We start from the raw sequence: 19,426 nt of genomic DNA, 5'->3' as shown, positions 1-19,426 counted from the left end.
TTCAACGGGTCTTTTTATTTAGGGGATTAAAATACTCTGTGCTTGGTCAGAATAATAAAACTGTTCTAAATAATAGCGCGATCGATCACGTAAGTAATCAGAACGAATGAGTTCTTGAATAATAGGGTTCAACAAATCTTGAAGTTGATTTTGGACTAAGGCTTCGTCGATATTTAAGTCGCGTAGTAGTAAATCAAAAGGCCGTTCTTGGTTGCGAATGTACCAAGCGTAAACACCATCATACACCTGTTGCTGCAGATAGTCTGTTTGACGCATATGCTCCCAAATTTCGTGCCCCATAGTGACAGTTTGAGGCAAGTCCTGTACTTCAATATAATTTTTCAAAACTGATAAAGGCATATCTTTGATTTTGTGCCAGAGGTTGGCTTGAAAATGATATAGCTTTTCATCATTAAAGTTTTGATTTAACACTTGTTCACTCATTTGACTGAGTTTTAAGATGTTCTTTTGTAAATAATGCCCAATAGTGTCATTTAGGTTTGAGTCTGTGACGGTTTCCAGTACGGACTTGCCCATTTTCATAAAACTAGAAACACCTGGCACACGTTTAGTCATCACTGAGTTGTTCAAATAGTCTTGAATCGAGTGTTGAATCAGCTGGGTAATCATGGCTGAAAAAGCTGGGTTATTTACTACAGTTTTAATCAGGCGCTGACGATGCCCACTTTTACTCGCGACATACTGCGCAATTTTGTCGATGGTAAGTACAGGAATCACATCGGCAATTTTGGTTGATTCATTGATGGGATGTATTAAAACAAACTTGATGTGCTCAGCAATTTGTGAGATTAGATGATCGGTTGCAGGTGTGGCTAGGATTTGTTTTTGCAAAAGCGCATTGATGTCTTCAAAGCTCCACAGTTGCTGTAAAGTTTGTTTTCTAAACCATTGATAAAAGAGGGTGAATTCATTTTGTACGATACTTGCTTGCGAAAACTCATGATCTAAAAAATTAAGATGAGCTTCAATGAGCTGCTCAATCATCGGGTGTTTCTGCATACGTACTCAACAAAATTAATTTAGTGGAATCAGTTTATCAGCCAATGGATTTTTTAACTTTTGTGTTTTTGCAAGAAAAGGCAGGTAGTGCTGTGCAACGGCCTGTTCTGCCTCCAAAAGTGGCATATGACCAACATTGTTAAGGATGACAGGAGCTTCAGCACGTTTCAATAAAGATTTGAGCTCATTCGCCACTTCGACATTAATAATTTTGTCCTGCTTACCCCACAAAATGAGGGTGGGTGCTTCAATATTTCGGGTCACTCGAGCAAAGGAGTCAGTGGTATAAATTCGGTTCAAGGTCACCAATTGATCAATCACTTTACTGTTTTTTTCAGCCTGAGTAATTAACTGTTTTTCTTGGGCGCGTTTTAAATAATAGGGCATTTTTATTGGGGTTTGCATGACACGTTGCATTACATCATCCAAATCGCCCGGCTTGCTCACAATCAAGTGCTTTAAATATTGCGGGTCTTTGGCATAGTTGGTGTTGGCGTTTTTATAAATGCCTGCACTGTTCAATAAAAACAAACTTTGTGTGTCAAAAGGGTATTGCGCGGCATATAGGGTTGCAATAGAACCACCGATAGAATGTCCTGCAACATTCAGCTTATCTTGTATATGAATGGCTTCAACAAAACGACGGAGTCGCTCTGTGACATTTGGCATAGAGAGATCAAAATCATCAGGGACTTTGGTGTCGCCATTAGTCGGAAGGTCAGGGATAACCACGTGGTAATACGGCGTTAGAAATTGTGCTACACGGTTCCAATTGTCTCGATTTCCAGCAAAACCATGAATCAGCAAAATCGTCGGTTTATCAACTGCACCGCCTTCGTTATAACTCCAAACGATATCATCCACTTTAAGCGTTTTGGTTTTTAAGCCAGCGGTGACACGTTCTTGTAGAAGGTAGCTTTGTAAACTGAGTTTGTCTTTGATGATGGTATTTTCGACCGCATGGCTGGCGAAAGAAAATGACAAAGCTAAGGCGAATAGACCTGCTTTTAGACTTGGTTTCAAGATGGATTTTGAGCGCATCATCATGGTTCATCCTTAAACGGAGATGAATGAAAAAACTGACCGAATAAGATAAAAATGCTCTGATTTTGAATAGTTTTTATGTTTATTTACAGGTCTGTTTGATTCTAATAGCTTTCATGCAAATGTCATTAATTATTTATTTGAAAGGATATACTGCATTTGGATAAAGTGTGAACTACATAACAATCCGATTGAGATAAAATGCAAATTTAAAATTAAGCAAAAAAATAAGACGCTATGTTTTTTGCTAGTGACAATCAATTTCGCTGGGATTAAACTAGTCCAACTTAATAACAATCGGGTGGGAAAGGGAATGCTAACAGCTCAAGAAGCTTTAAGCCGTCTAAAACAAGGTAACCAACGTTTTGTAGCGGGTGAGACAACCCACCATAAGCAATTGTCTCACCAAGCACGAGCAGAGATGGCGGAAGACCAAAATCCATTTGCCATTGTACTCGGATGTTCCGATTCTCGTGTGCCTGCAGAAATGGTCTTTGACCAAGGTTTGGGTGATCTGTTTGTTATTCGTGTTGCAGGAAATGTGGTTGCACCTTCGCAAGTTGGCAGTGTTGAATTTGCGGCTGAGCGTTATGACTGTGCGGTCGTTGTGGTACTTGGTCATAGCCACTGTGGTGCGATTCAAGCCACTATTGACACCCTGATGAACCCAGATAGCCCACCGTCTGCAAACCTGATGTCGATTGTAAACCGTGTCCGTCCTTCGGTTGAAACCTTGATGCAAACCGAACTGAAACATGACTTATGCAAACTGTCTAAACATGCGGTTCGTTCAAATGTATTTGCTTCTGTAAATCAGTTAAGTCATGGTTCAGCTGTGCTTGAGAGTTTGATTGCCAAAGGCAAGTTACAAGTGGTTGGCGCTGAGTACTCACTTGAAAGTGGTGAAGTGGTTTTTTTTGACTTCTGATCAGCGAATATGATCAGAATAAAAGGCGCTTTATAAAGCGCCTTTTATATAGGGATAAGCTAAATTTAATAAAATAGGCTGTGCTTTGCCATTTGGATGGACCAAGTCTTTTTGCATCAGGCTTTTATTTCCTGCTACACCTTCCAAGAAGAAGGGCAGTAATTTAACTTTGTATTGTTGACTGACCATTTTGTAATTATTTTCAAATGCCTTGCTATAGGCTGTGCCATAGTTTGGCGGTATTTTCATTCCCAAAACAACCACAGTGGCATTGGCTTTTTGACTCTGTTGAATCAGTTGCGCTAAATTTTTTTGAATCATCTGAGGGGGTTGACCACGGAGTCCATCATTCCCTCCAAGCTCAATCACCACCACATTTGGCTTATGCGTTTGCAACAGTTTGGGTAAACGAGCCAAAGCTCCACTGGTGGTTTCACCACTCACACTGGCATTGACCACTTTGTGTTGTTTCGGATACTGTTGGTCTAACCGTTTTTGCAGTAAATTTACCCATGCTTGCTGTGGTTCTATGCCATAACCTGCACTAATGCTATCTCCTAAAACCATCACGGTTTTTGCAAAAACCCAAGTGGGGCTTAGGCACAGTGCAAGCAAAACCAAGTATGAACTGATACGTTTTTTAAATTTGCGATTTTGCACAAATATTTGCATATAGGGATGTTATGACCCAATTTCATAGTGATGTAAGCATCATGCCACAAGTGATTATTTCTGCCCAGCAACTGACACAAAAGATTAAACTTCCGCAAAAAGAACTGACCATTTTCTCAGATTTGAGTCTGAGCATATTAGCAGGTGAACAAGTCGCAATTACAGGACGTTCAGGTTCTGGAAAATCTACCTTACTGGGTATTTTGGCGACTTTAGATCAGGCCAGCGGTGGTGAGCTCATCGTTTGTGGTGAAAGTATTTCCAAGCTCAATGAAGAACAGCGTGCGCAGGTGCGTTTAAAGCATATTGGATTTGTGTTTCAATCCTTTCAACTGCTGCCACACCTGACTGCGGTTGAAAATGTGATGCTCCCGTTACGGCTTCATGCATCATTTAACTTCGCTGAAGCGGAGCAACGCGCTTTGAGTTTGTTGCAAAAGGTTGGATTAGAGCGACAAGCCACCCAAACACCGAAGGTACTTTCGGGTGGGGAGCAGCAGCGCGTCGCAATTGCTCGTGCATTGATTGCTGAGCCAAAAATTATCTTTGCCGATGAACCAACAGGAAACTTAGACAGTCAAACTGCGCGAGAAATTGAGCAATTATTGTTTCAATTGAACCGTGAGTTGGGTACGACCCTGATTTTAGTGACGCATGACCATACGCTTGCAGAACAGTGCCAGCGCCATTTTGAATTACTCGATGGACAGTTGATCGAACATCCTCGAACGGGAGGATAAAATGAATTCGCTATTTCAACCCTTACTGAAGCAAAGTTTTAAAAGTAGCGGTGTGTATTTATTGATTATTGCGTTGATTCTCGCGATCAGTGCAACGACCGCGCTGAAGTTTAGTAATGAGCAAATTCAAAATGCCGTAGCGCTTCAAGCCGCTGAGATGCTAGCAGGGGATTTGGTTCTAACGGACAGTCAAAAGCTCGATCCGAAATGGAAAGCGCAAGCGACAGCTCTTAATTTAAAACAATCCGAAGTCACTGTCTTTAGTTCGATGGCATATACCGATGATCAGTTTGTTATGGTCAATGTCAAAGCCATCGATCAAGCCTTTCCTCTGCGTGGAGAGTTACGCATTCAGCCTGCTGCGAAGCATATTGCTTCAGGTGAAGTTTGGTTGAGCCAGCGTGCTATGGATTTGCTACGGGTTAAACTGGGCGATCAACTCAATATTGCAGATGGTGTGTTTAAGATCACAGGCTTGATTGAGCATGATTCCAATCAAGAGTTAGGCTTTTCGGGGTTCTCGCCGACGGTGATTATCTCAAAAGCAGATATTGCCAAGACCAATGCTATACAAGTCGGTAGTCGTATTGACTATCGTCTACTGATGGCAGGTACAGCACAAAATACTCAGCAGTTTGAAGCAAATTTTAAGAAGCAGAATGTATTGTCTGAAGAGGTCAGTGCGACAACTCAAAGTCCTAATGCGGAAGAACCACAAAACAGCTTACGCTTACGCAATGCCAGTGAGGGCAATACCCGTTTAATGAAACCAATTGCAAATTTGGACACTTTTTTGCAGTTGGCGAATATCTTAACGATTTTGCTGTGTGGAATTGCGATTGCTTTGACCAGTCAGCGCTTTGTACAACAAAACCAAGATCACATTGCGCTATTGCGTTGTATGGGGGCGGCGAAGTCACAAATTCTCTGGGCTTACCTCAGTTTGTTGGGTGTGGTGTTTTTGCTTGCCATGTTGGTCGGGAGTGCAGTGGGGGTAGGGCTGGGCTATGGCCTGTTACAGCTGATGTTACAACTGATCCCACACTTAAGTATTGCGTTTTCAGCGTGGGATATGCTGCTCGGGCCGATTCCGATTGCTATGTTGACCAGTGCCGTAGTGCTTCTGGGTTTTGTCTTGCCGAGTTTTTGGGAACTGTTAAATACGCCGCCTATCCGTGTCATTCGCAGTCAAGAAAAATCGGTTTCGTCTATGTTTTGGATGTTGCTCGCAGGAACGGCAAGTCTGGTGCTGTTTAGTATCGTTCTGACTGAAAACATTGTACTGACAGCCATGGTCATTGGGGCAATTATCATTCTATGTGCAGTGTTATACGCTGTAGTCTGGCTGAGTTTGAAGTTTCTGCGTGGCTTGAAAAATGCGGTTTCTGCTTATGTCCGCACACCTTACCAGACTGCATTTCAGATTACCGCTTTGGCTTTGGGGCTTAGTTTAATTACGGTCTTAGCCGTCTTACGAACCGATTTGTTAGAGCGTTGGCAGCAGCAAATCCCTGCGGGAACGCCCAATCAGTTTGTATATGGTTTACCGCCTTTTGACATGCCTGAGTTAAAAGCACAAATTGAGCAGAACCACTGGAACAGTACGCCGCTCTATCCGAATATTCGAGGTAGACTGATTGCCAAAAATGGACAGCCTTTTGCTGAGGATTTGGTCAAGCAAAATAATTCCTTACGCCGTGAATTAAATTTGACTCAAGCAGACCGTTATCCTAAAGATAATGTAATTGTCTCTGGCACAGCAAAACTCACAGCAAAAGGACAAGTTTCGGTAGAAGCCAATACCGCAACAGAGCTTGGGATAAAAGTGGGGGATCAACTGACCTTTAGCTTACCAGAGGGTGTCATTCACGCCAAAGTGGCAAACTTACGAACTGTAGAATGGGAAAGTTTTAGCCCAAACTTCTTCTTTATTTTTGCGCCACAGACCATGGATGAAAATGCGGGCAGTTATTTGGGCAGTTTTTATGTACCCGAGTCTGACAAAGCGAAATTGATCAGCATTATTCAGCAATTTTCCAACACTGTCTTTATTGATGTCAGTTTAATTTTAGATGAAATTAAGCGCATTGTTACGGTGCTGGTGCAGATTGTCACGATCCTTGCAGTTTTAGTGAGTATTTCAGGTATTCTGGTTTTAATTGCTTGCCTGAACTTACTTATGGATGAGCGTAAACGTGAAGTGGCATTATTACGTTCATTTGGTGGTTCCAAGCAAAAACTCAGAACTATGCTCAGTCTAGAAATTGGCTTTATTGGTTTTATGGCAGGTGTGGTTTCTTGTTTATTTGCTGAAGCAATAAGTGCGGTAGCATGTTATCGCATGGGATTAGCCATTCAGCCACACTGGGAAATCTGGCTCATTTTACCACTGTTCATGACCTTACTCTGCGCGCTGATTGGGCGTTATCGCTTAAGTTATCTCAGTGATATTCCGCCTTTACAAAGTTTGAGAGAGATCAATCAAGCGTGATTGATCTCTTAATACGTTAAGTGTTGAATCTTAGAAATTGAGCTGTTGACGCATCATCATTAACACTTCTGACCATAAGGGTTGAATATAGACCACAAGGTTTTGGCAGTGTAAGTAAAACCAATACGAACCGCAGGCTGCCAAAACAAGGCTCAGCGGCATAATCCAACGCTGCTGCACCTTTTGGGAGAGATACCAAAGTGCCGCCAAAACAGCACCCATCAACATGCCGCCAATATGTGCGGCATTATTAATACCTGAAATCATAAAGCCCATGGCTAAGTTGATACCCATCACGATGAGCAAAGTCTTTTTATCTAAAATAAAACGTTGCTGTGGGAGTATCGGCAGTAGCGATAGAACCGTCAGTGCTGCCCCCAGTCCCATGACGGCACCTGAAGCCCCTGCACCGACACGCGGCAAGAGTTCAGGGTTTGCGAACCCAATACGAATCAGTTCATAACTGTCTTGGATGGCAATATAACCACTGAGCAAGCTACCCATGAGACCAGCAAGAACATATAGCGCAAGAAAATAGACACGTCCAAACATTTGCTCCAGCACACTGCCAAAAATATACAGCGCCCACATGTTCAACATGAGGTGAACCAAGCCAAAATGAAAGAACATACTGCTCAACAAACGCATCGGCTCAGCCAAGAAGGTAAGTGGTGCATAGTCTGCTCCCCAATGTATGGCATCCGCCGTACTTGGATTGCTGACATCCATGCCATGCAGGATTTGCCAAAAAAACAACCCAACATTCACGGCAATAATGACGGCGGTAATCCACCATAAATGTACGTCAAATTTTGTTTTGATTTGCGGAGGTGTAAGCTCTGTCATGCTATTCTTGCTAAAATTTTGCTATATTTGCCCAAGCTTAGCATGAATAAAAATGATTTTTGGAGTAAGCCACTGGCATGAAAGCTTTTATTGTTCGTAGTTTGTTAGTCGTTGTCAGCTTCGTGCTTTTGGTACAGTTGTGGATTTTTGCAAGCCTAGCGTGGTGGCGTTACAAGCCAGTGGAAACCACCATGTTTATGCGGATTGATTATTGGTCTGAGCCATCTAAACCCATTCAACACGAATGGCGTGATTATGATGAGATCAGTGAGTACATGAAAAAAGCCATTGTTGCGGCTGAAGATGGCAAATTTATGCAACATCATGGTTTTGACTGGGATGGCATTCAAGCGGCGCTTGAACGTAATAATGACACGGGCAAAGTGGTTGCCGGCGGTTCAACAATTTCTCAGCAATTGGCCAAAAACTTATTTTTATATAACAAGCGTTCATTCATTCGTAAGGGGCAGGAAGCTGTTGCAACTTGGATGATGGAACGGATGTGGAGCAAAGAACGCATCTTAGAGGTATACCTAAACTCGGTGGAGTTTGGCGATAATATCTATGGCGTGGAAGCTGCAACCCAACACTACTTTGGTAAAAGTTCACGTAGCTTAAGCCGAGAGCAGGCGGTCTTTTTAGCGGCCATTTTGCCTAATCCGAAATACTACCAAGACCATCAAAATGACCGTAAGTTACAAAACCGCGAGCGCATGATTCGAAAGTATATGCGCTATAGCGATATCCCTTAATTTGATTGATCTGAAAAAGCCCAAATTTATGGGCTTTTTTTTATGAAATTGTCACAAAATTGAAGCATACTTATCATGATAAAACGCATTCAAATAATTAAAGGTTAGCTATGAATACGGCAGCAAGCACATCTCCGATACCACAACCTGAATACGCGTATAACGATCGCTATATTAACCGTGAGTTATCGATATTAGATTTCCATTTACGTGTATTGGAACAAGCCGTAGATCCTTTACATCCGTTGTTAGAACGGATGAATTTCTTACTGATTTTTTCACGTAACTTAGATGAGTTCTTTGAAATTCGCGTTGCGGGCGTCATGGAACAGTTGGATCTGGGTAATGAAAGCCGTAGCCCCGATGGCTTAACTCCACGCCAAGTACTCGATCAAATTTCGCAAACTGCACATGCTGCAATTGAACGTCAGTATCGTATTCTCAATGATGAAATTCTGCCGAAACTACGTGAGGAAGACATTTGCTTCTTACGCCGTGGGGAACTGACGCCTGCACAGTCTTCATGGGTGAAGAAATATTTCCAAGAACAGGTCGCACCTGTCTTAACACCGATTAGCCTTGACCCTGCGCACCCATTTCCGCGTTTAGTGAATAAAAGTCTCAACTTTATTGTGACTTTGGAAGGGAAAGATGCATTTGGTCGTCAGATTGATTTGGCCGTTGTTCCTGCACCACGTTCATTGCCACGTGTGGTTCGTCTACCGGATGAGCTCACAGGTGGAAAAGAGCATCATGTGATGCTTTCAGCTATCATCCATGAGCATGTTTCTGACTTGTTCCCAGGGATGACAGCAACAGGCTGTTATCAGTTCCGTGTCACACGGAATGCTGATTTGGCGCTCAATGAAGATGTGGAAGACTTAGCCAAAGCACTGAAAGGTGAGTTAAGTTCACGTCGTTTTGGACGAGCAGTACGTTTGGAAGTTACACAAAACTGTCCAGAACATATTTATAACTACTTGCTAGATGAATTTGATCTGCATCAGGAGCAGTTGTATAAAGTCGAAGGACCTGTGAACTTGGCGCGTTTATTGTCCAATTTTAAACGTCCACATCTACGGTATGACGCACATATTCCTGTTATTCCTAAAGTGTTGAAAAAGTCGGAAAGCATGTTCTCTGCAATGCAGAAGCAGGATATTTTACTACATCATCCGTTTGAGTCTTTCGCACCTGTGATTAACTTGTTGCGTGAAGCGGCACGTGACCCACAAGTGTTGGCAATTAAGCAAACCCTATACCGCAGTGGTGCAGACTCTGAAATTGTACAAGTCTTAGCAGAAGCGGCGCGTAATGGTAAAGAAGTTACCGCGGTGATTGAGCTGCGTGCGCGTTTTGATGAAGAGTCAAATATCGAAGTGGCAAATGTGCTACAAGAAGCGGGTGCAGTGGTTGTTTATGGCATTGTGGGCTATAAAACCCATGCCAAAATGATTCTTGTGGTACGCCGTGAAAATAATAAACTCGTTCGTTATGTGCACTTGGGAACGGGTAACTACCATGCGGGTAATGCACGAATTTATACCGACTATGGCTTGCTCACGACCGATAAAGAGTTGTGTGAAGATGTACACCGTATTTTCCAAGAGTTGACAGGTATGGGGAAAATGGCGAAGCTGAAAAAGCTACTTCATGCGCCGTTTACGCTCCATGCACAATTGATCCACTTTATTGATGATGAAATTGCCAATGCGAAAGCGGGCAAGAAAGCACAAATTATTGTGAAAGTGAATGCACTAACCGAAGTGCAACTGATCAATAAGCTGTATGAGGCATCACAGGCAGGTGTACAAATTGATCTCATTATTCGTTCAATTTGTTGTCTACGCCCGGGCTTGCCAGGGCTTTCGGAAAACATTCGTGTACGTTCGATCGTGGGGCGTTTCTTAGAACATACGCGTGTTTTCTATTTTAGTAATAATGGCGATGCACGCATTTATGGTTCGAGCGCCGACTGGATGGATCGGAACCTATTTAATCGTGTTGAGGCCTGTTTCCCAATTGAAGATCCAGCTTTGAAAAAACGTATTTATCAGCAAGGTTTGTTGACCTATTTGCAGGATAATCAACAAGCTTGGTTACTACAAGGTGATGGAACTTGGCTTCGTGCGACGCCAGCTGAAGGCGAAACCGAGCATAATGCACAGCGTTATTTGCTAGATGTGATTAAATAATTTTGGGGGGAGGCTTGGATCTAAAAAAGATTCAGGCACAAAAAAAGGAGTCATGTTTGACTCCTTTTTTATGCACTAAAATAAGCTTAGTGTAGATCTTGAGTAATTTTTTGCAGGATTTGTAATAGCACATCAAATTCGCTTTGTAGCGGAGTGCTTTTACGTGTCACCAAAGCCAAGATACGACTTGGAGCAGCTTCAATTTGTTTGACCATTAAATCTGGATTCGCTTTAATCATATTGGTATGAATTGCGATTTCAGGTAATAAAGTAAAACCAAGATCAGCCGATACCATTTCCACAAGGGTCGGTAAAGAACTCGCTTTTAAACGATGATCGTTTTTACGCTCACCAATAGGGCAGGCACTTAGAGTGTGGTCACGTAAGCAGTGGCCTTCTTCAAGCAACATTAAACGCGAAAGGTCTAAGTCGTCTAGCGATTTGGCTTGGCTTGCGATATCTGATTTATTGCAGACCAAAAACAAACTTTCTTTTGCGACTTCAGCAACTTTTAAGCCACGTGTATCAAAAGGTAGAGCCAAAACGACCATGTCTAAATTGCCATGTTCGAGTTTTTCTACAATTTTCTCACTTTGCGCTTCGTGTAAATGTAGTTGAATTTTAGGGAGTTGCTTATGCACTTCATCTAACAATTGCGCCAGAATAAATGGCGCAATGGTTGGAATAACACCTAGATGTAAATCACCAGTTAAAGGCTCGCTCATTTCTCGGCTTAAACGCATCAGGTCTTGAGCATCTGCCAGTAGAACACGAGCACGAGCAACGACTTGCTCGCCTAGAGGAGTTAAGCGCACATTTTGGCGATCACGCTCTACAAGTACGCCACCGAGTAGGCGTTCAAGCTCCATAATCCCGCCCGACAAAGTCGATTGGGTTACAAATGAACGGCGTGCAGCTTCAGTAAAATGCAGCGTTTCTGACAGTGTAACGAGATATGACAGCTGTCTTAAGGATGGTAATGCAGCCATAGTGTCCTAATGATTATAATTTAAAGTGTTGTGCAAATAATTCGCTAAGATTTGGAATGAAGTGAGGTGGGATATCATGCCCCATTCCATCAATTAATTCAAATTTAGCACCCATAATTGCCTTTGCAACGGCCTTTCCGTGACTAGGCGGGAGTAAACGGTCTCGCGAACCGTGCACCACAAGGGTCGGTTGTTGAATCTGTTTGTCCAGTTGCAATAAAGAACCTGTACATAATATTGCTAAAAACTGTTGAAGTACACCCGCAGGGTAATAACTTCGGCGATATAATTTGCGAGAAGTCTGAATTGACTCGATTGGATTGTGATAATCAGGTGAGCCAATAAGCTTAAACACTTTCAAAGAATGGCTTACAATCCCTTCTTCATCGGTCGATTCAGGTCGACCAATTAGACTAAAGAGTTGCTTTGGAAAAGGCGGTGGCAGTAAAGGTTGGTTGTTACTGGTGAACATTAAGCCGAGCTTTTTGACCTTCTGTGGATGACGCGCTGCTAGAATTTGCCCAATCATACCGCCCATGGATGCGCCAATCACATAGCTTTCATCTAAACCTAAACGGTCTAAAAGTAGTGCCACATCGTCAGCCATGTCGTATAAGTCATAAGGTGCACCACGGTTATCTAAACCTAAAGCAAAACGCCCCATCAGTTTGAGGGTGTTTAAGCGTGGACCTTGATGTTTAATTTTTGAAGATAAACCAATATCTCTGTTATCAAAGCGAATGATACGGAACCCTTGATCAATCAGAGATTTACAGAAGAAATCAGGCCAAAATAACAGCTGTGCTCCTAAGCCCATGATCAAAACAATGGTCGGATGATGGTCTTCGCCACCGATTTCGACATGGAGTTCAATACCATTGCCTAAGTCGACTTTGGTTTCGCGCATGAAAGAGGTATAGGGTGAAAGATTATATTGGAGTGCGCTATTCATTATTGTAATCCTCACATAAAGGACATCTATTGTTATAAATGTCCTTTTATTTAAACTCTAAACCTGTGCTGGAATCAAGTCTGGAACCAGTTTTGTTAATGCTAAACGTTGTTTCGCTGCGGTTGCACCGAGCAGTACGAAGCCGCGAAGTGTACCTTGACTGTCTAGGGCTTTGGCAATCATGCCATCGTCTAATTCCTCAGTTTCCCAGTTCACCTCTGCATCGATTGGCGCAGGCAAAACAGTGAGCGGCGCAGCGGGTGTTTTAACTGCTACAGGCATAGCAGGGTAATGCACCGCAGTGGTCTCGCCATTTAATGTTTTGGCTAAAGCGCGTGCTTGTTGCATGATTGGCATCACATAAGGTAGCAAGAGTCCATTGACTTCAGCACAATCTCCTACGGCGTAGATATGCGGTTGATTCGTCTCAAGTTGTGCATTGGTCAAAATGCCACGACTGGTTTGAATACCTGCTTCTTTTGCAAGGGAAATGTTTGGTTGTAGACCAATCGCAGATAAGACTACATCTGCGACTAAAGACTGACCATTGGCTAAGGTCACAACATAGTCACCATTTTCAATTTTAGACACTTTTTCAACTGTGGTGCCAAGGACAAAATGAATACCCGTTGCCTCAAGGTTTTCTTTAAAGGCACTTGAAACATGCGCTGGCAATAAACGGCCCAAAGGCTGGTTTGCCAAGTCGATAACGGTAGCTTGATGACCTGTATGTTGTAAATCATTGGCAAATTCGCAACCGATAAGACCTGCACCTAAAATGACTACACGTTTGTCTGCACGCTTTTCAAGTTTTGCGCGGAAGGTTTTATAGTCGTCTAGATTGTTTACAACTTGAATGTCAGTACTTCCATCGCCCGCAATGGCTAAGCGAATTGGGTTTGCTCCTACCGCTAAAACCAATTGAGAGTAGGGCTGTGTAGATTCAGCGCCATCTTTAATAACGGTTAACTGCTGTTGTTCAGTATGAATCTCTTTCACCCAAGTATGCGTGGCAATTTGCATTTTCAGTTGTGTTGCCATTTTCTCTGTATCACCCAAAGCAATCTGTTCAGGCGCTTTGTTGGCAACAAAGGCATTGGACAATGTTGGTTTGGCATAATTAGTCGCATCATCTGCACATAGCATAAGCAGCTCTTGTTCAGGGTTCAGCTTGCGAAATTCACGTGCTACAGCATAGCCTGCCATACCTGAGCCAATGATGACGATGGGATGCATAAGGTTCTCCAGAGATTATTTTAAAGACGTAAAAAAAGACCATGCTGCATGGTCTTTAACACTATGAATTAGATTTCAACCATTTCAAAATCGATTTTTGACACGCCACAATCTGGGCAAGTCCAATCGTCAGGGATATCGTCCCATTTCGTTCCCGCCACGATGCCATCTTGTGGCCAACCTTCTGCTTCGTCATAAATCCATCCACAAACGATGCATTGATACTTCTTCATTTGACTCTCCAAAACGCTGAACAAGAAAGGGTTCAGTAAAATAATCCATTACGCAAGCTGCTACTCATCTGAGTGGTTAGCATACTTCGCTAATCTAAATTTTTACGCAGTTCTAATACGAATGTAAAGTAAATATCGGAGTTTAATGATTGAATCTATCGGCTAAAAGCGATGATCAGGACAAAACGTATCATTTAAAACCAGATCGCGTTTTGCGAATGTGTGAAGGTTATAGATAATTACATCTAAAAAAGATGCGTTTTTTCAGTCAGCTAGCCTTATAAAATTATTGATGTATAGACTAAGGTCGTGCTGTAAACTCAAAGTTAAATTGCTATTTTAATATTGAGTGTATCTATACCTAATATTTATTAAATAAATGATTTAATTGAAAACAATAACTTACATAAATATTTTGGTTGTTCAGTCGGCTGCATAGCCAGTGCTTGACTGTTTTTTTAACAGATAAAGCTGTAAAATTCATCTATTCCTTTTCAAATTTTATTGATCTCCTATGAACAACTTGTCTACAACGTTGTGGTCGCACATTCGTACGGTCCAAGATTTTCCAAAACCTGGGATTTGCTTCTTCGATTTAACCCCATTGTTTATGAGCAATATTGAGCCTTTAACCGACGCGTTAATTGCAAGTATTCCTGCTGAGCAGTTGGCGGAAGTAGATAGTTTTGTTGCTGTAGAAGCGCGTGGTTTTGTGCTTGCGAGCTTATTGGCACAACGTTTAGGTAAAGGTTTATTGTTGGTACGTAAAGCAGGCAAGCTGCCACCACCGGTGGTGGGTGTCGGTTATAGTTTGGAATATGGATTAGACCGCTTAGAAATGTCAGCCAATACTCCATCGCAAAAAGTGATTATTGTAGATGACGTTTTAGCGACAGGTGGGACATTAAAAGCCGTTAATCAGCTGGTGGCAAAATGTAATCATGAAGTGCTCGGTGCCAGTATTTTTCTTGATTTGCCTGATTTGCATACTGACTTAGGTTTAAAGATTTGGTCAGTATTAGATGACAAATCAAAACCAGAATCTGTTGCGGCATAAGCAGATAAAAAAGCCTTGGGACATCCAAGGCTTTTTTTATTTATATAAATATTGTTGTTCTAAATGTTCAATCAGTTGATTAATATTTTCAGGTTTAAGTAGTCGGTGATGTCCGCCTTCAACCGCTTGAATCAACATGTAATTTTCTAAAATTTCCTGTGCCGCGTACATATCGATTAATTCATCTCCCAGCTCCAAGTAGGCCACTTGCGGCACATTGTGATCTAAGTCAGTATCATTAATGCTCGGGTAATCATCGCGAAAGTCAGGGGCTAAACGTGGGTTGGCAATCACACATGGAATTTGATGCAGCAGCGACATTTTCAATGCCCAATACGCACCAATACAATGTCCAACAATAATTTCAGGTTTTATTTTTTCAATAATATCGTCGTAGAAACTGGCTACGGTAGAAAAATTGAGATAGCGATAATCGATATCGATACAAAATTTCTGCTTTGCATCAATGGCATGGAACTTAGTGGACTCGCGTGAGGAGTCTAATCCATGCAAAAACAAAATTTTAGATTCGCATCTGCTCATGATTTATCATTCAATTAAAAAACTAAATTATTTTATGAGTGGAGAAAAGTTTACTTTTCCACGATTTATAATGTCCATTGTAGAGGGATTGATCGTGAAATGAAGTTAGCTTTTGGTCTAAGAAATAGACAGAACTTTTATACAGAGGGCGTCTTAGCTCTGAAATAAACAGGATGTATACTTTTTTATATATCGCGTGGTTTTTGATGATGCTCATTCGTCTGGAATTCTGCTATGCTATGCAACTTCCGTTTTTTAATACATATACGAGGCAGAGATGACGCAACAAAACGCTCAATCGACTTCTGAACAAGCCATTTCCGAAAACGATTTAATTGCACAGCGTCATGCCAAGTTAAAGCAGATTGAAGATCAAGCCAAACAAACGGGCACTAGCCCATGGCCAAACACCTTTAAACGTGAACATTATGCTCAAGACTTACAAGATCAATTTGCAGACAAAAGCAAAGAAGAAATTGAAGCAGCAGAGCATGTTTATGTGTCTGTAGCGGGTCGTGTGATGTTGAACCGCGGTTCATTCATCGTGATCCAAGATATGACGGGTCGTATCCAGTTATATGTAGCGCGTAAAGAGTTAGCACCAGAAACCTTAGAAACCATTAAGAGCTTAGATCTTGGCGATATTATCGCGGTGAAAGGTTATATTGGTCGTTCTGGTAAAGGTGACCTTTATGTGCATATCGAACATTTTGAGCTTTTAACCAAGTCGCTTCGCCCACTTCCAGATAAATTCCACGGTTTAAACGATACTGAAGTTAAATATCGTAAGCGTTATCTTGACCTGATTGTGAACGAAGAAACACGTAAGACTTTTGAAATCCGTGCCAAAGTGGTTTCAGGCATTCGTGCATTTTTAACTGAAAAGCGCTTCATGGAAGTAGAAACACCGATGATGCATGTGATTCCAGGTGGAGCATCAGCGCGTCCATTTGAAACGCATCATAATGCTTTGGATATGCCACTTTTCTTACGTATCGCGCCTGAGCTTTACTTAAAGCGTTTGGTTGTTGGTGGTTTTGAGCGTGTGTTTGAAATTAACCGTAACTTCCGTAACGAAGGTGTTTCGACGCGTCATAACCCAGAATTCACCATGATTGAATTCTATCAAGCTTATGCAGACTATAAAGACTTGATGGAACTTACCGAAAATATGCTTGAGCGTTTAGCGCTGGACATTTTGGGTTCAACCGATGTGCCTTATGGTGAAGAAGTGTATAGCTTCAAAGGCCCATTCAAGAAAATTTCAATGTTTGATGCCATTCTTGCACACAACCCACAGTTCACGCCTGAAAATGTCAATGACCGTGAATTCTTGGCAAAATTTGTGCAAGAAGAGCTGAAAGAACAGGTAAAACCAGGTTTTGGTCTGGGTAAACTTCAAACCATCGTATTTGAAGAAACTGTTGAAACTCAGCTACGTCAACCGACTTTCATTACAGAATATCCTGCTGAAACATCGCCATTGGCACGTCGTAATGATCATAACCCACACATTACGGACCGTTTTGAGTTCTTTATTGGTGGCCGTGAACTTGCGAATGGTTTCTCAGAGTTGAATGACCCGATTGACCAAGCCGAACGTTTCCAAGCTCAGGTTTCAGAAAAAGACGCAGGTGATGATGAAGCAATGCACTACGATGCAGACTTTGTTGAAGCACTTGAGTACGGCTTACCGCCGACAGCGGGTGAGGGTATTGGTATTGACCGTTTAGTTATGTTATTCGCTAATGCAGCAAGTATTCGTGATGTGATTCTGTTCCCACACATGCGTCATAAAAACTAAGTTTGATCTGAACATAAAAAGCCCGCATTCATTGCGGGTTTTTTTTGATCTTTACAACATTACTAAATAGAAAAGCTTGTAAAAAAGAGATAAAAAAAATAAGGTAACACTTAGCTTTAAGTCCTGAGAATAAAACGGAATGTTTCTAAAAAAAACACTTGCAATCGCTGTGCTAATGGGTGCAACAACGAGTATCTTTGCTCAAGGTCTCGTTTTAAATGATCAAAATTTAAGAACAGATCTAAACTGGTTAAATCAGCAGGGTGTGATTCAAATTAGCACATCTACATGGCCAATGAGCGGTGATGAAATTCAAAGAGTATTGTCTCAGGCTAAAGTTGCGACTCCTGCTCAGCAAAAAGTTATTGAGTCAGTGCGAGCTCATCTCGATCGTGAGAACGCGATGTTTAAAGCACGCTTATTTGCAGAGAGTGATCAAAAGGAAATTCCTCAAGCTTTTGGTGATCAAGAAAAAGCACAGTACCAAGCAGGTTTGGAATTTAATGCTGGTGGTGAAAATTGGGATATTCGCCTTAGAGTGAATGGAGAAAAAGACCCACAAATTGACAACGATCAAGAAGTTAATGTTGAAGGATCTTACATAGCTGGAAAATTGTGGAATCAATGGTTGATTGCTGGTCAGATACCAACATATTGGGGGCCAGGTCATGATGGGAGTCTTTTACGAGGTGATGCGAGCCGCCCAGTCTATGGCTTTACCGCTCAGCGCGCAGATCAATCAGCTTTTGAAACAAAATGGTTGTCATGGATTGGTCCGTGGCAATATCAAGCATTTGCAGGTCAATTAGATGACTATTCTGCTGTACCTGATGCTAAATTAGTGGGTCTACGTCTTACGGCACAACCTTTACCTTATTTAGAATTAGGCGCTTCACGTGCTTTTCAGTGGGGGGGCGAGGGACGACCAGAAAGTTTTAGCTCATTCTGGGATGCTATGATTGGAAACAAGGATAACGGTGGTACAGGAGAACCTGATCCGTCTAATCAGGTTGCAGGATTTGATGCTCGATTGAATTTTCAGCAGTTGTTGAGTGTACCTATGAGTCTGTATGGACAATATGTAGGTGAGGATGAGGCTGGTGGATTACCTTCTAAAAAAATGTATCTTGCTGGCGTAGATTATTCGTCATCTTTTAAAAACATGCCATATCAACTTTATACAGAATGGGCTGATACTCGTACCAACCGTGACGCGTTAGGGGTTTCATATAATCATTCAACTTATACCGATGGTTATTACCAACATGGTTTCCCATTGGGGCATGCTATGGGTGGTGATGGTGAAATGGTATCTTTGGGTGGTGATATTCGATTCGATGCAATGAACCGTCTAAATGGTCGATTATTATTTGCAAAGGTTAATCAATCTGGCCGTATTACCAATGCAGCCTTTCCTGAAACAGATGATATTAAAGCTATCGATTTAACTTGGTCACATTACTTAAGTCCATTTGTACCAATCAAAATTAATGGTTGGTTCAGCGATTCTGATTTACATGGTAATGATGCTGGTGCATCGATTGGTATAGAAATACCTTTGGATAAACGCGTTTTTCATTATTAATATTTGAGAGTGATAGAACCCGCATTTATTGCGGGTTTTTATGTTTTACGGATTAATCTCGAAGTAATTGGAATCCAAATTTTTGGTTATCATGTTGATATATAAAATCAACAAGCTGGTCTGTATTGAGTGTGCTTTTTAATACTCTAAGCTACGAGTTTGGTAAGTCATATACATAGAACCTCAATGAAACAGACTTTAGGTATTTGTAGGGCTTTGTTGCACAAACATTCAAAAGCTAAACTTCTTCCAAGTTATCTAAATTTAAGTGGCAACTTGGGTGTGAGGTCGGCCTAAATCTGTAAATTTATTTAATACGGCCACACGTGCATGAATCTC

At 41.7% G+C, this 19,426-nt stretch carries 17 protein-coding genes; 8 read left to right on the top strand and 9 right to left on the bottom strand.

Annotated elements, in window-relative coordinates; genetic code table 11:
• Positions 1-18: 18 nt before the first annotated feature.
• A complete protein-coding gene (locus HYI04_RS14110; RefSeq protein WP_178896308.1) occupies positions 19-1,020 on the bottom strand; it encodes a hypothetical protein in 1,002 nt (333 codons plus the stop codon).
• A gap of 15 nt (positions 1,021-1,035) precedes the next feature.
• The gene (locus tag HYI04_RS14105; protein ID WP_178896307.1) at positions 1,036-2,067 is read right to left on the bottom strand and encodes an alpha/beta fold hydrolase; all 1,032 of its coding nucleotides are present in this window, start codon (positions 2,065-2,067) and stop codon (positions 1,036-1,038) included.
• Between the two features lie 310 nt (positions 2,068-2,377).
• Between HYI04_RS14105 and HYI04_RS14100 the strand changes: the two genes are divergently transcribed.
• Positions 2,378-2,992 carry a carbonic anhydrase gene (locus HYI04_RS14100; RefSeq protein WP_178896306.1) on the top strand — a complete coding sequence of 205 codons (615 nt, stop codon included), beginning with the start codon at positions 2,378-2,380 and terminating at the stop codon, positions 2,990-2,992.
• A gap of 30 nt (positions 2,993-3,022) precedes the next feature.
• Here the strand turns inward: HYI04_RS14100 and HYI04_RS14095 are convergent, their stop codons facing one another.
• Complete coding sequence (locus tag HYI04_RS14095; RefSeq protein ID WP_178896305.1) at positions 3,023-3,664, bottom strand: arylesterase; 642 nt, start codon at positions 3,662-3,664, stop codon at positions 3,023-3,025.
• Positions 3,665-3,675: 11 nt separating this feature from the next.
• Between HYI04_RS14095 and HYI04_RS14090 the strand changes: the two genes are divergently transcribed.
• The gene (locus tag HYI04_RS14090) at positions 3,676-4,404 is read left to right on the top strand and encodes an ABC transporter ATP-binding protein (protein ID WP_178896304.1); all 729 of its coding nucleotides are present in this window, start codon (positions 3,676-3,678) and stop codon (positions 4,402-4,404) included.
• A gap of 1 nt (position 4,405) precedes the next feature.
• Complete coding sequence (locus HYI04_RS14085) at positions 4,406-6,895, top strand: ABC transporter permease (RefSeq protein WP_178896303.1); 2,490 nt, start codon at positions 4,406-4,408, stop codon at positions 6,893-6,895.
• A gap of 30 nt (positions 6,896-6,925) precedes the next feature.
• Here HYI04_RS14085 and HYI04_RS14080 read toward each other — a convergent pair whose 3' ends face one another.
• A complete protein-coding gene (locus tag HYI04_RS14080; RefSeq protein WP_130235059.1) occupies positions 6,926-7,741 on the bottom strand; it encodes a rhomboid family intramembrane serine protease in 816 nt (271 codons plus the stop codon).
• Between the two features lie 77 nt (positions 7,742-7,818).
• Between HYI04_RS14080 and mtgA the strand changes: the two genes are divergently transcribed.
• Both mtgA and ppk1 read left to right on the top strand, forming a co-directional pair.
• On the top strand, positions 7,819-8,493 hold the full coding sequence (mtgA, locus tag HYI04_RS14075) for a monofunctional biosynthetic peptidoglycan transglycosylase (RefSeq protein ID WP_004694386.1): 675 nt from the start codon (positions 7,819-7,821) through the stop codon (positions 8,491-8,493).
• 110 nt (positions 8,494-8,603) lie between these two features.
• Positions 8,604-10,688 (top strand): polyphosphate kinase 1, encoded by a 2,085-nt coding sequence (gene ppk1 / locus HYI04_RS14070; RefSeq protein WP_130235060.1) that lies wholly within the window; start codon positions 8,604-8,606, stop codon positions 10,686-10,688.
• Positions 10,689-10,774: 86 nt separating this feature from the next.
• On the opposite strand, the gene oxyR is transcribed toward ppk1, so the two are convergent.
• From oxyR to rubA, 4 genes are all read right to left on the bottom strand, one after another.
• Positions 10,775-11,677: a LysR family transcriptional regulator OxyR gene (gene oxyR / locus HYI04_RS14065; RefSeq protein ID WP_004981021.1), complete on the bottom strand. Its 903-nt coding sequence runs from the start codon at positions 11,675-11,677 to the stop codon at positions 10,775-10,777.
• Positions 11,678-11,690: 13 nt separating this feature from the next.
• Entirely contained in the window at positions 11,691-12,629 is a 939-nt protein-coding gene (locus tag HYI04_RS14060) for an alpha/beta fold hydrolase (protein ID WP_010326263.1), read from the bottom strand.
• 57 nt (positions 12,630-12,686) lie between these two features.
• Positions 12,687-13,865, bottom strand: a complete 1,179-nt coding sequence (locus HYI04_RS14055) for an NAD(P)/FAD-dependent oxidoreductase (RefSeq protein WP_010326264.1) — start codon at positions 13,863-13,865, stop codon at positions 12,687-12,689.
• Positions 13,866-13,933: 68 nt separating this feature from the next.
• On the bottom strand, positions 13,934-14,098 hold the full coding sequence (rubA, locus tag HYI04_RS14050; protein ID WP_004694381.1) for a rubredoxin RubA: 165 nt from the start codon (positions 14,096-14,098) through the stop codon (positions 13,934-13,936).
• A gap of 514 nt (positions 14,099-14,612) precedes the next feature.
• Between rubA and HYI04_RS14045 the strand changes: the two genes are divergently transcribed.
• Entirely contained in the window at positions 14,613-15,155 is a 543-nt protein-coding gene (locus tag HYI04_RS14045) for an adenine phosphoribosyltransferase (RefSeq protein WP_010326265.1), read from the top strand.
• A gap of 36 nt (positions 15,156-15,191) precedes the next feature.
• On the opposite strand, the gene HYI04_RS14040 is transcribed toward HYI04_RS14045, so the two are convergent.
• Entirely contained in the window at positions 15,192-15,698 is a 507-nt protein-coding gene (locus HYI04_RS14040; protein ID WP_010326266.1) for a YqiA/YcfP family alpha/beta fold hydrolase, read from the bottom strand.
• Positions 15,699-15,975: 277 nt separating this feature from the next.
• Between HYI04_RS14040 and lysS the strand changes: the two genes are divergently transcribed.
• The gene (lysS, locus tag HYI04_RS14035; protein WP_010326267.1) at positions 15,976-17,502 is read left to right on the top strand and encodes a lysine--tRNA ligase; all 1,527 of its coding nucleotides are present in this window, start codon (positions 15,976-15,978) and stop codon (positions 17,500-17,502) included.
• 139 nt (positions 17,503-17,641) lie between these two features.
• Positions 17,642-19,087 carry a capsule assembly Wzi family protein gene (locus tag HYI04_RS14030; RefSeq protein ID WP_010326268.1) on the top strand — a complete coding sequence of 482 codons (1,446 nt, stop codon included), beginning with the start codon at positions 17,642-17,644 and terminating at the stop codon, positions 19,085-19,087.
• Positions 19,088-19,426: the final 339 nt, after the last annotated feature.

Source organism: Acinetobacter sp. SwsAc2, from assembly GCF_013391465.1.
Taxonomy (GTDB): Bacteria; Pseudomonadota; Gammaproteobacteria; order Pseudomonadales; family Moraxellaceae; genus Acinetobacter; species Acinetobacter johnsonii.
This window is presented reverse-complemented; position numbering and strand designations above follow the sequence as displayed.

What these genes read in the sequence shown, in the direction of transcription:
- HYI04_RS14090 (WP_178896304.1), top strand. Translation starts at nt 3,676, where the DNA reads ATGACCCAATTTCATAGTGATGTAAGCATCATGCCACAAGTGATTATT.
- HYI04_RS14110 (WP_178896308.1), bottom strand. Translation starts at nt 1,020, where the DNA reads ATGCAGAAACACCCGATGATTGAGCAGCTCATTGAAGCTCATCTTAAT.
- HYI04_RS14040 (WP_010326266.1), bottom strand. Translation starts at nt 15,698, where the DNA reads ATGAGCAGATGCGAATCTAAAATTTTGTTTTTGCATGGATTAGACTCC.
- HYI04_RS14060 (WP_010326263.1), bottom strand. Translation starts at nt 12,629, where the DNA reads ATGAATAGCGCACTCCAATATAATCTTTCACCCTATACCTCTTTCATG.
- rubA (WP_004694381.1), bottom strand. Translation starts at nt 14,098, where the DNA reads ATGAAGAAGTATCAATGCATCGTTTGTGGATGGATTTATGACGAAGCA.
- HYI04_RS14100 (WP_178896306.1), top strand. Translation starts at nt 2,378, where the DNA reads ATGCTAACAGCTCAAGAAGCTTTAAGCCGTCTAAAACAAGGTAACCAA.
- mtgA (WP_004694386.1), top strand. Translation starts at nt 7,819, where the DNA reads ATGAAAGCTTTTATTGTTCGTAGTTTGTTAGTCGTTGTCAGCTTCGTG.
- HYI04_RS14105 (WP_178896307.1), bottom strand. Translation starts at nt 2,067, where the DNA reads ATGATGATGCGCTCAAAATCCATCTTGAAACCAAGTCTAAAAGCAGGT.
- HYI04_RS14045 (WP_010326265.1), top strand. Translation starts at nt 14,613, where the DNA reads ATGAACAACTTGTCTACAACGTTGTGGTCGCACATTCGTACGGTCCAA.
- HYI04_RS14085 (WP_178896303.1), top strand. Translation starts at nt 4,406, where the DNA reads ATGAATTCGCTATTTCAACCCTTACTGAAGCAAAGTTTTAAAAGTAGC.
- HYI04_RS14030 (WP_010326268.1), top strand. Translation starts at nt 17,642, where the DNA reads ATGTTTCTAAAAAAAACACTTGCAATCGCTGTGCTAATGGGTGCAACA.
- ppk1 (WP_130235060.1), top strand. Translation starts at nt 8,604, where the DNA reads ATGAATACGGCAGCAAGCACATCTCCGATACCACAACCTGAATACGCG.
- oxyR (WP_004981021.1), bottom strand. Translation starts at nt 11,677, where the DNA reads ATGGCTGCATTACCATCCTTAAGACAGCTGTCATATCTCGTTACACTG.
- HYI04_RS14080 (WP_130235059.1), bottom strand. Translation starts at nt 7,741, where the DNA reads ATGACAGAGCTTACACCTCCGCAAATCAAAACAAAATTTGACGTACAT.
- lysS (WP_010326267.1), top strand. Translation starts at nt 15,976, where the DNA reads ATGACGCAACAAAACGCTCAATCGACTTCTGAACAAGCCATTTCCGAA.
- HYI04_RS14095 (WP_178896305.1), bottom strand. Translation starts at nt 3,664, where the DNA reads ATGCAAATATTTGTGCAAAATCGCAAATTTAAAAAACGTATCAGTTCA.
- HYI04_RS14055 (WP_010326264.1), bottom strand. Translation starts at nt 13,865, where the DNA reads ATGCATCCCATCGTCATCATTGGCTCAGGTATGGCAGGCTATGCTGTA.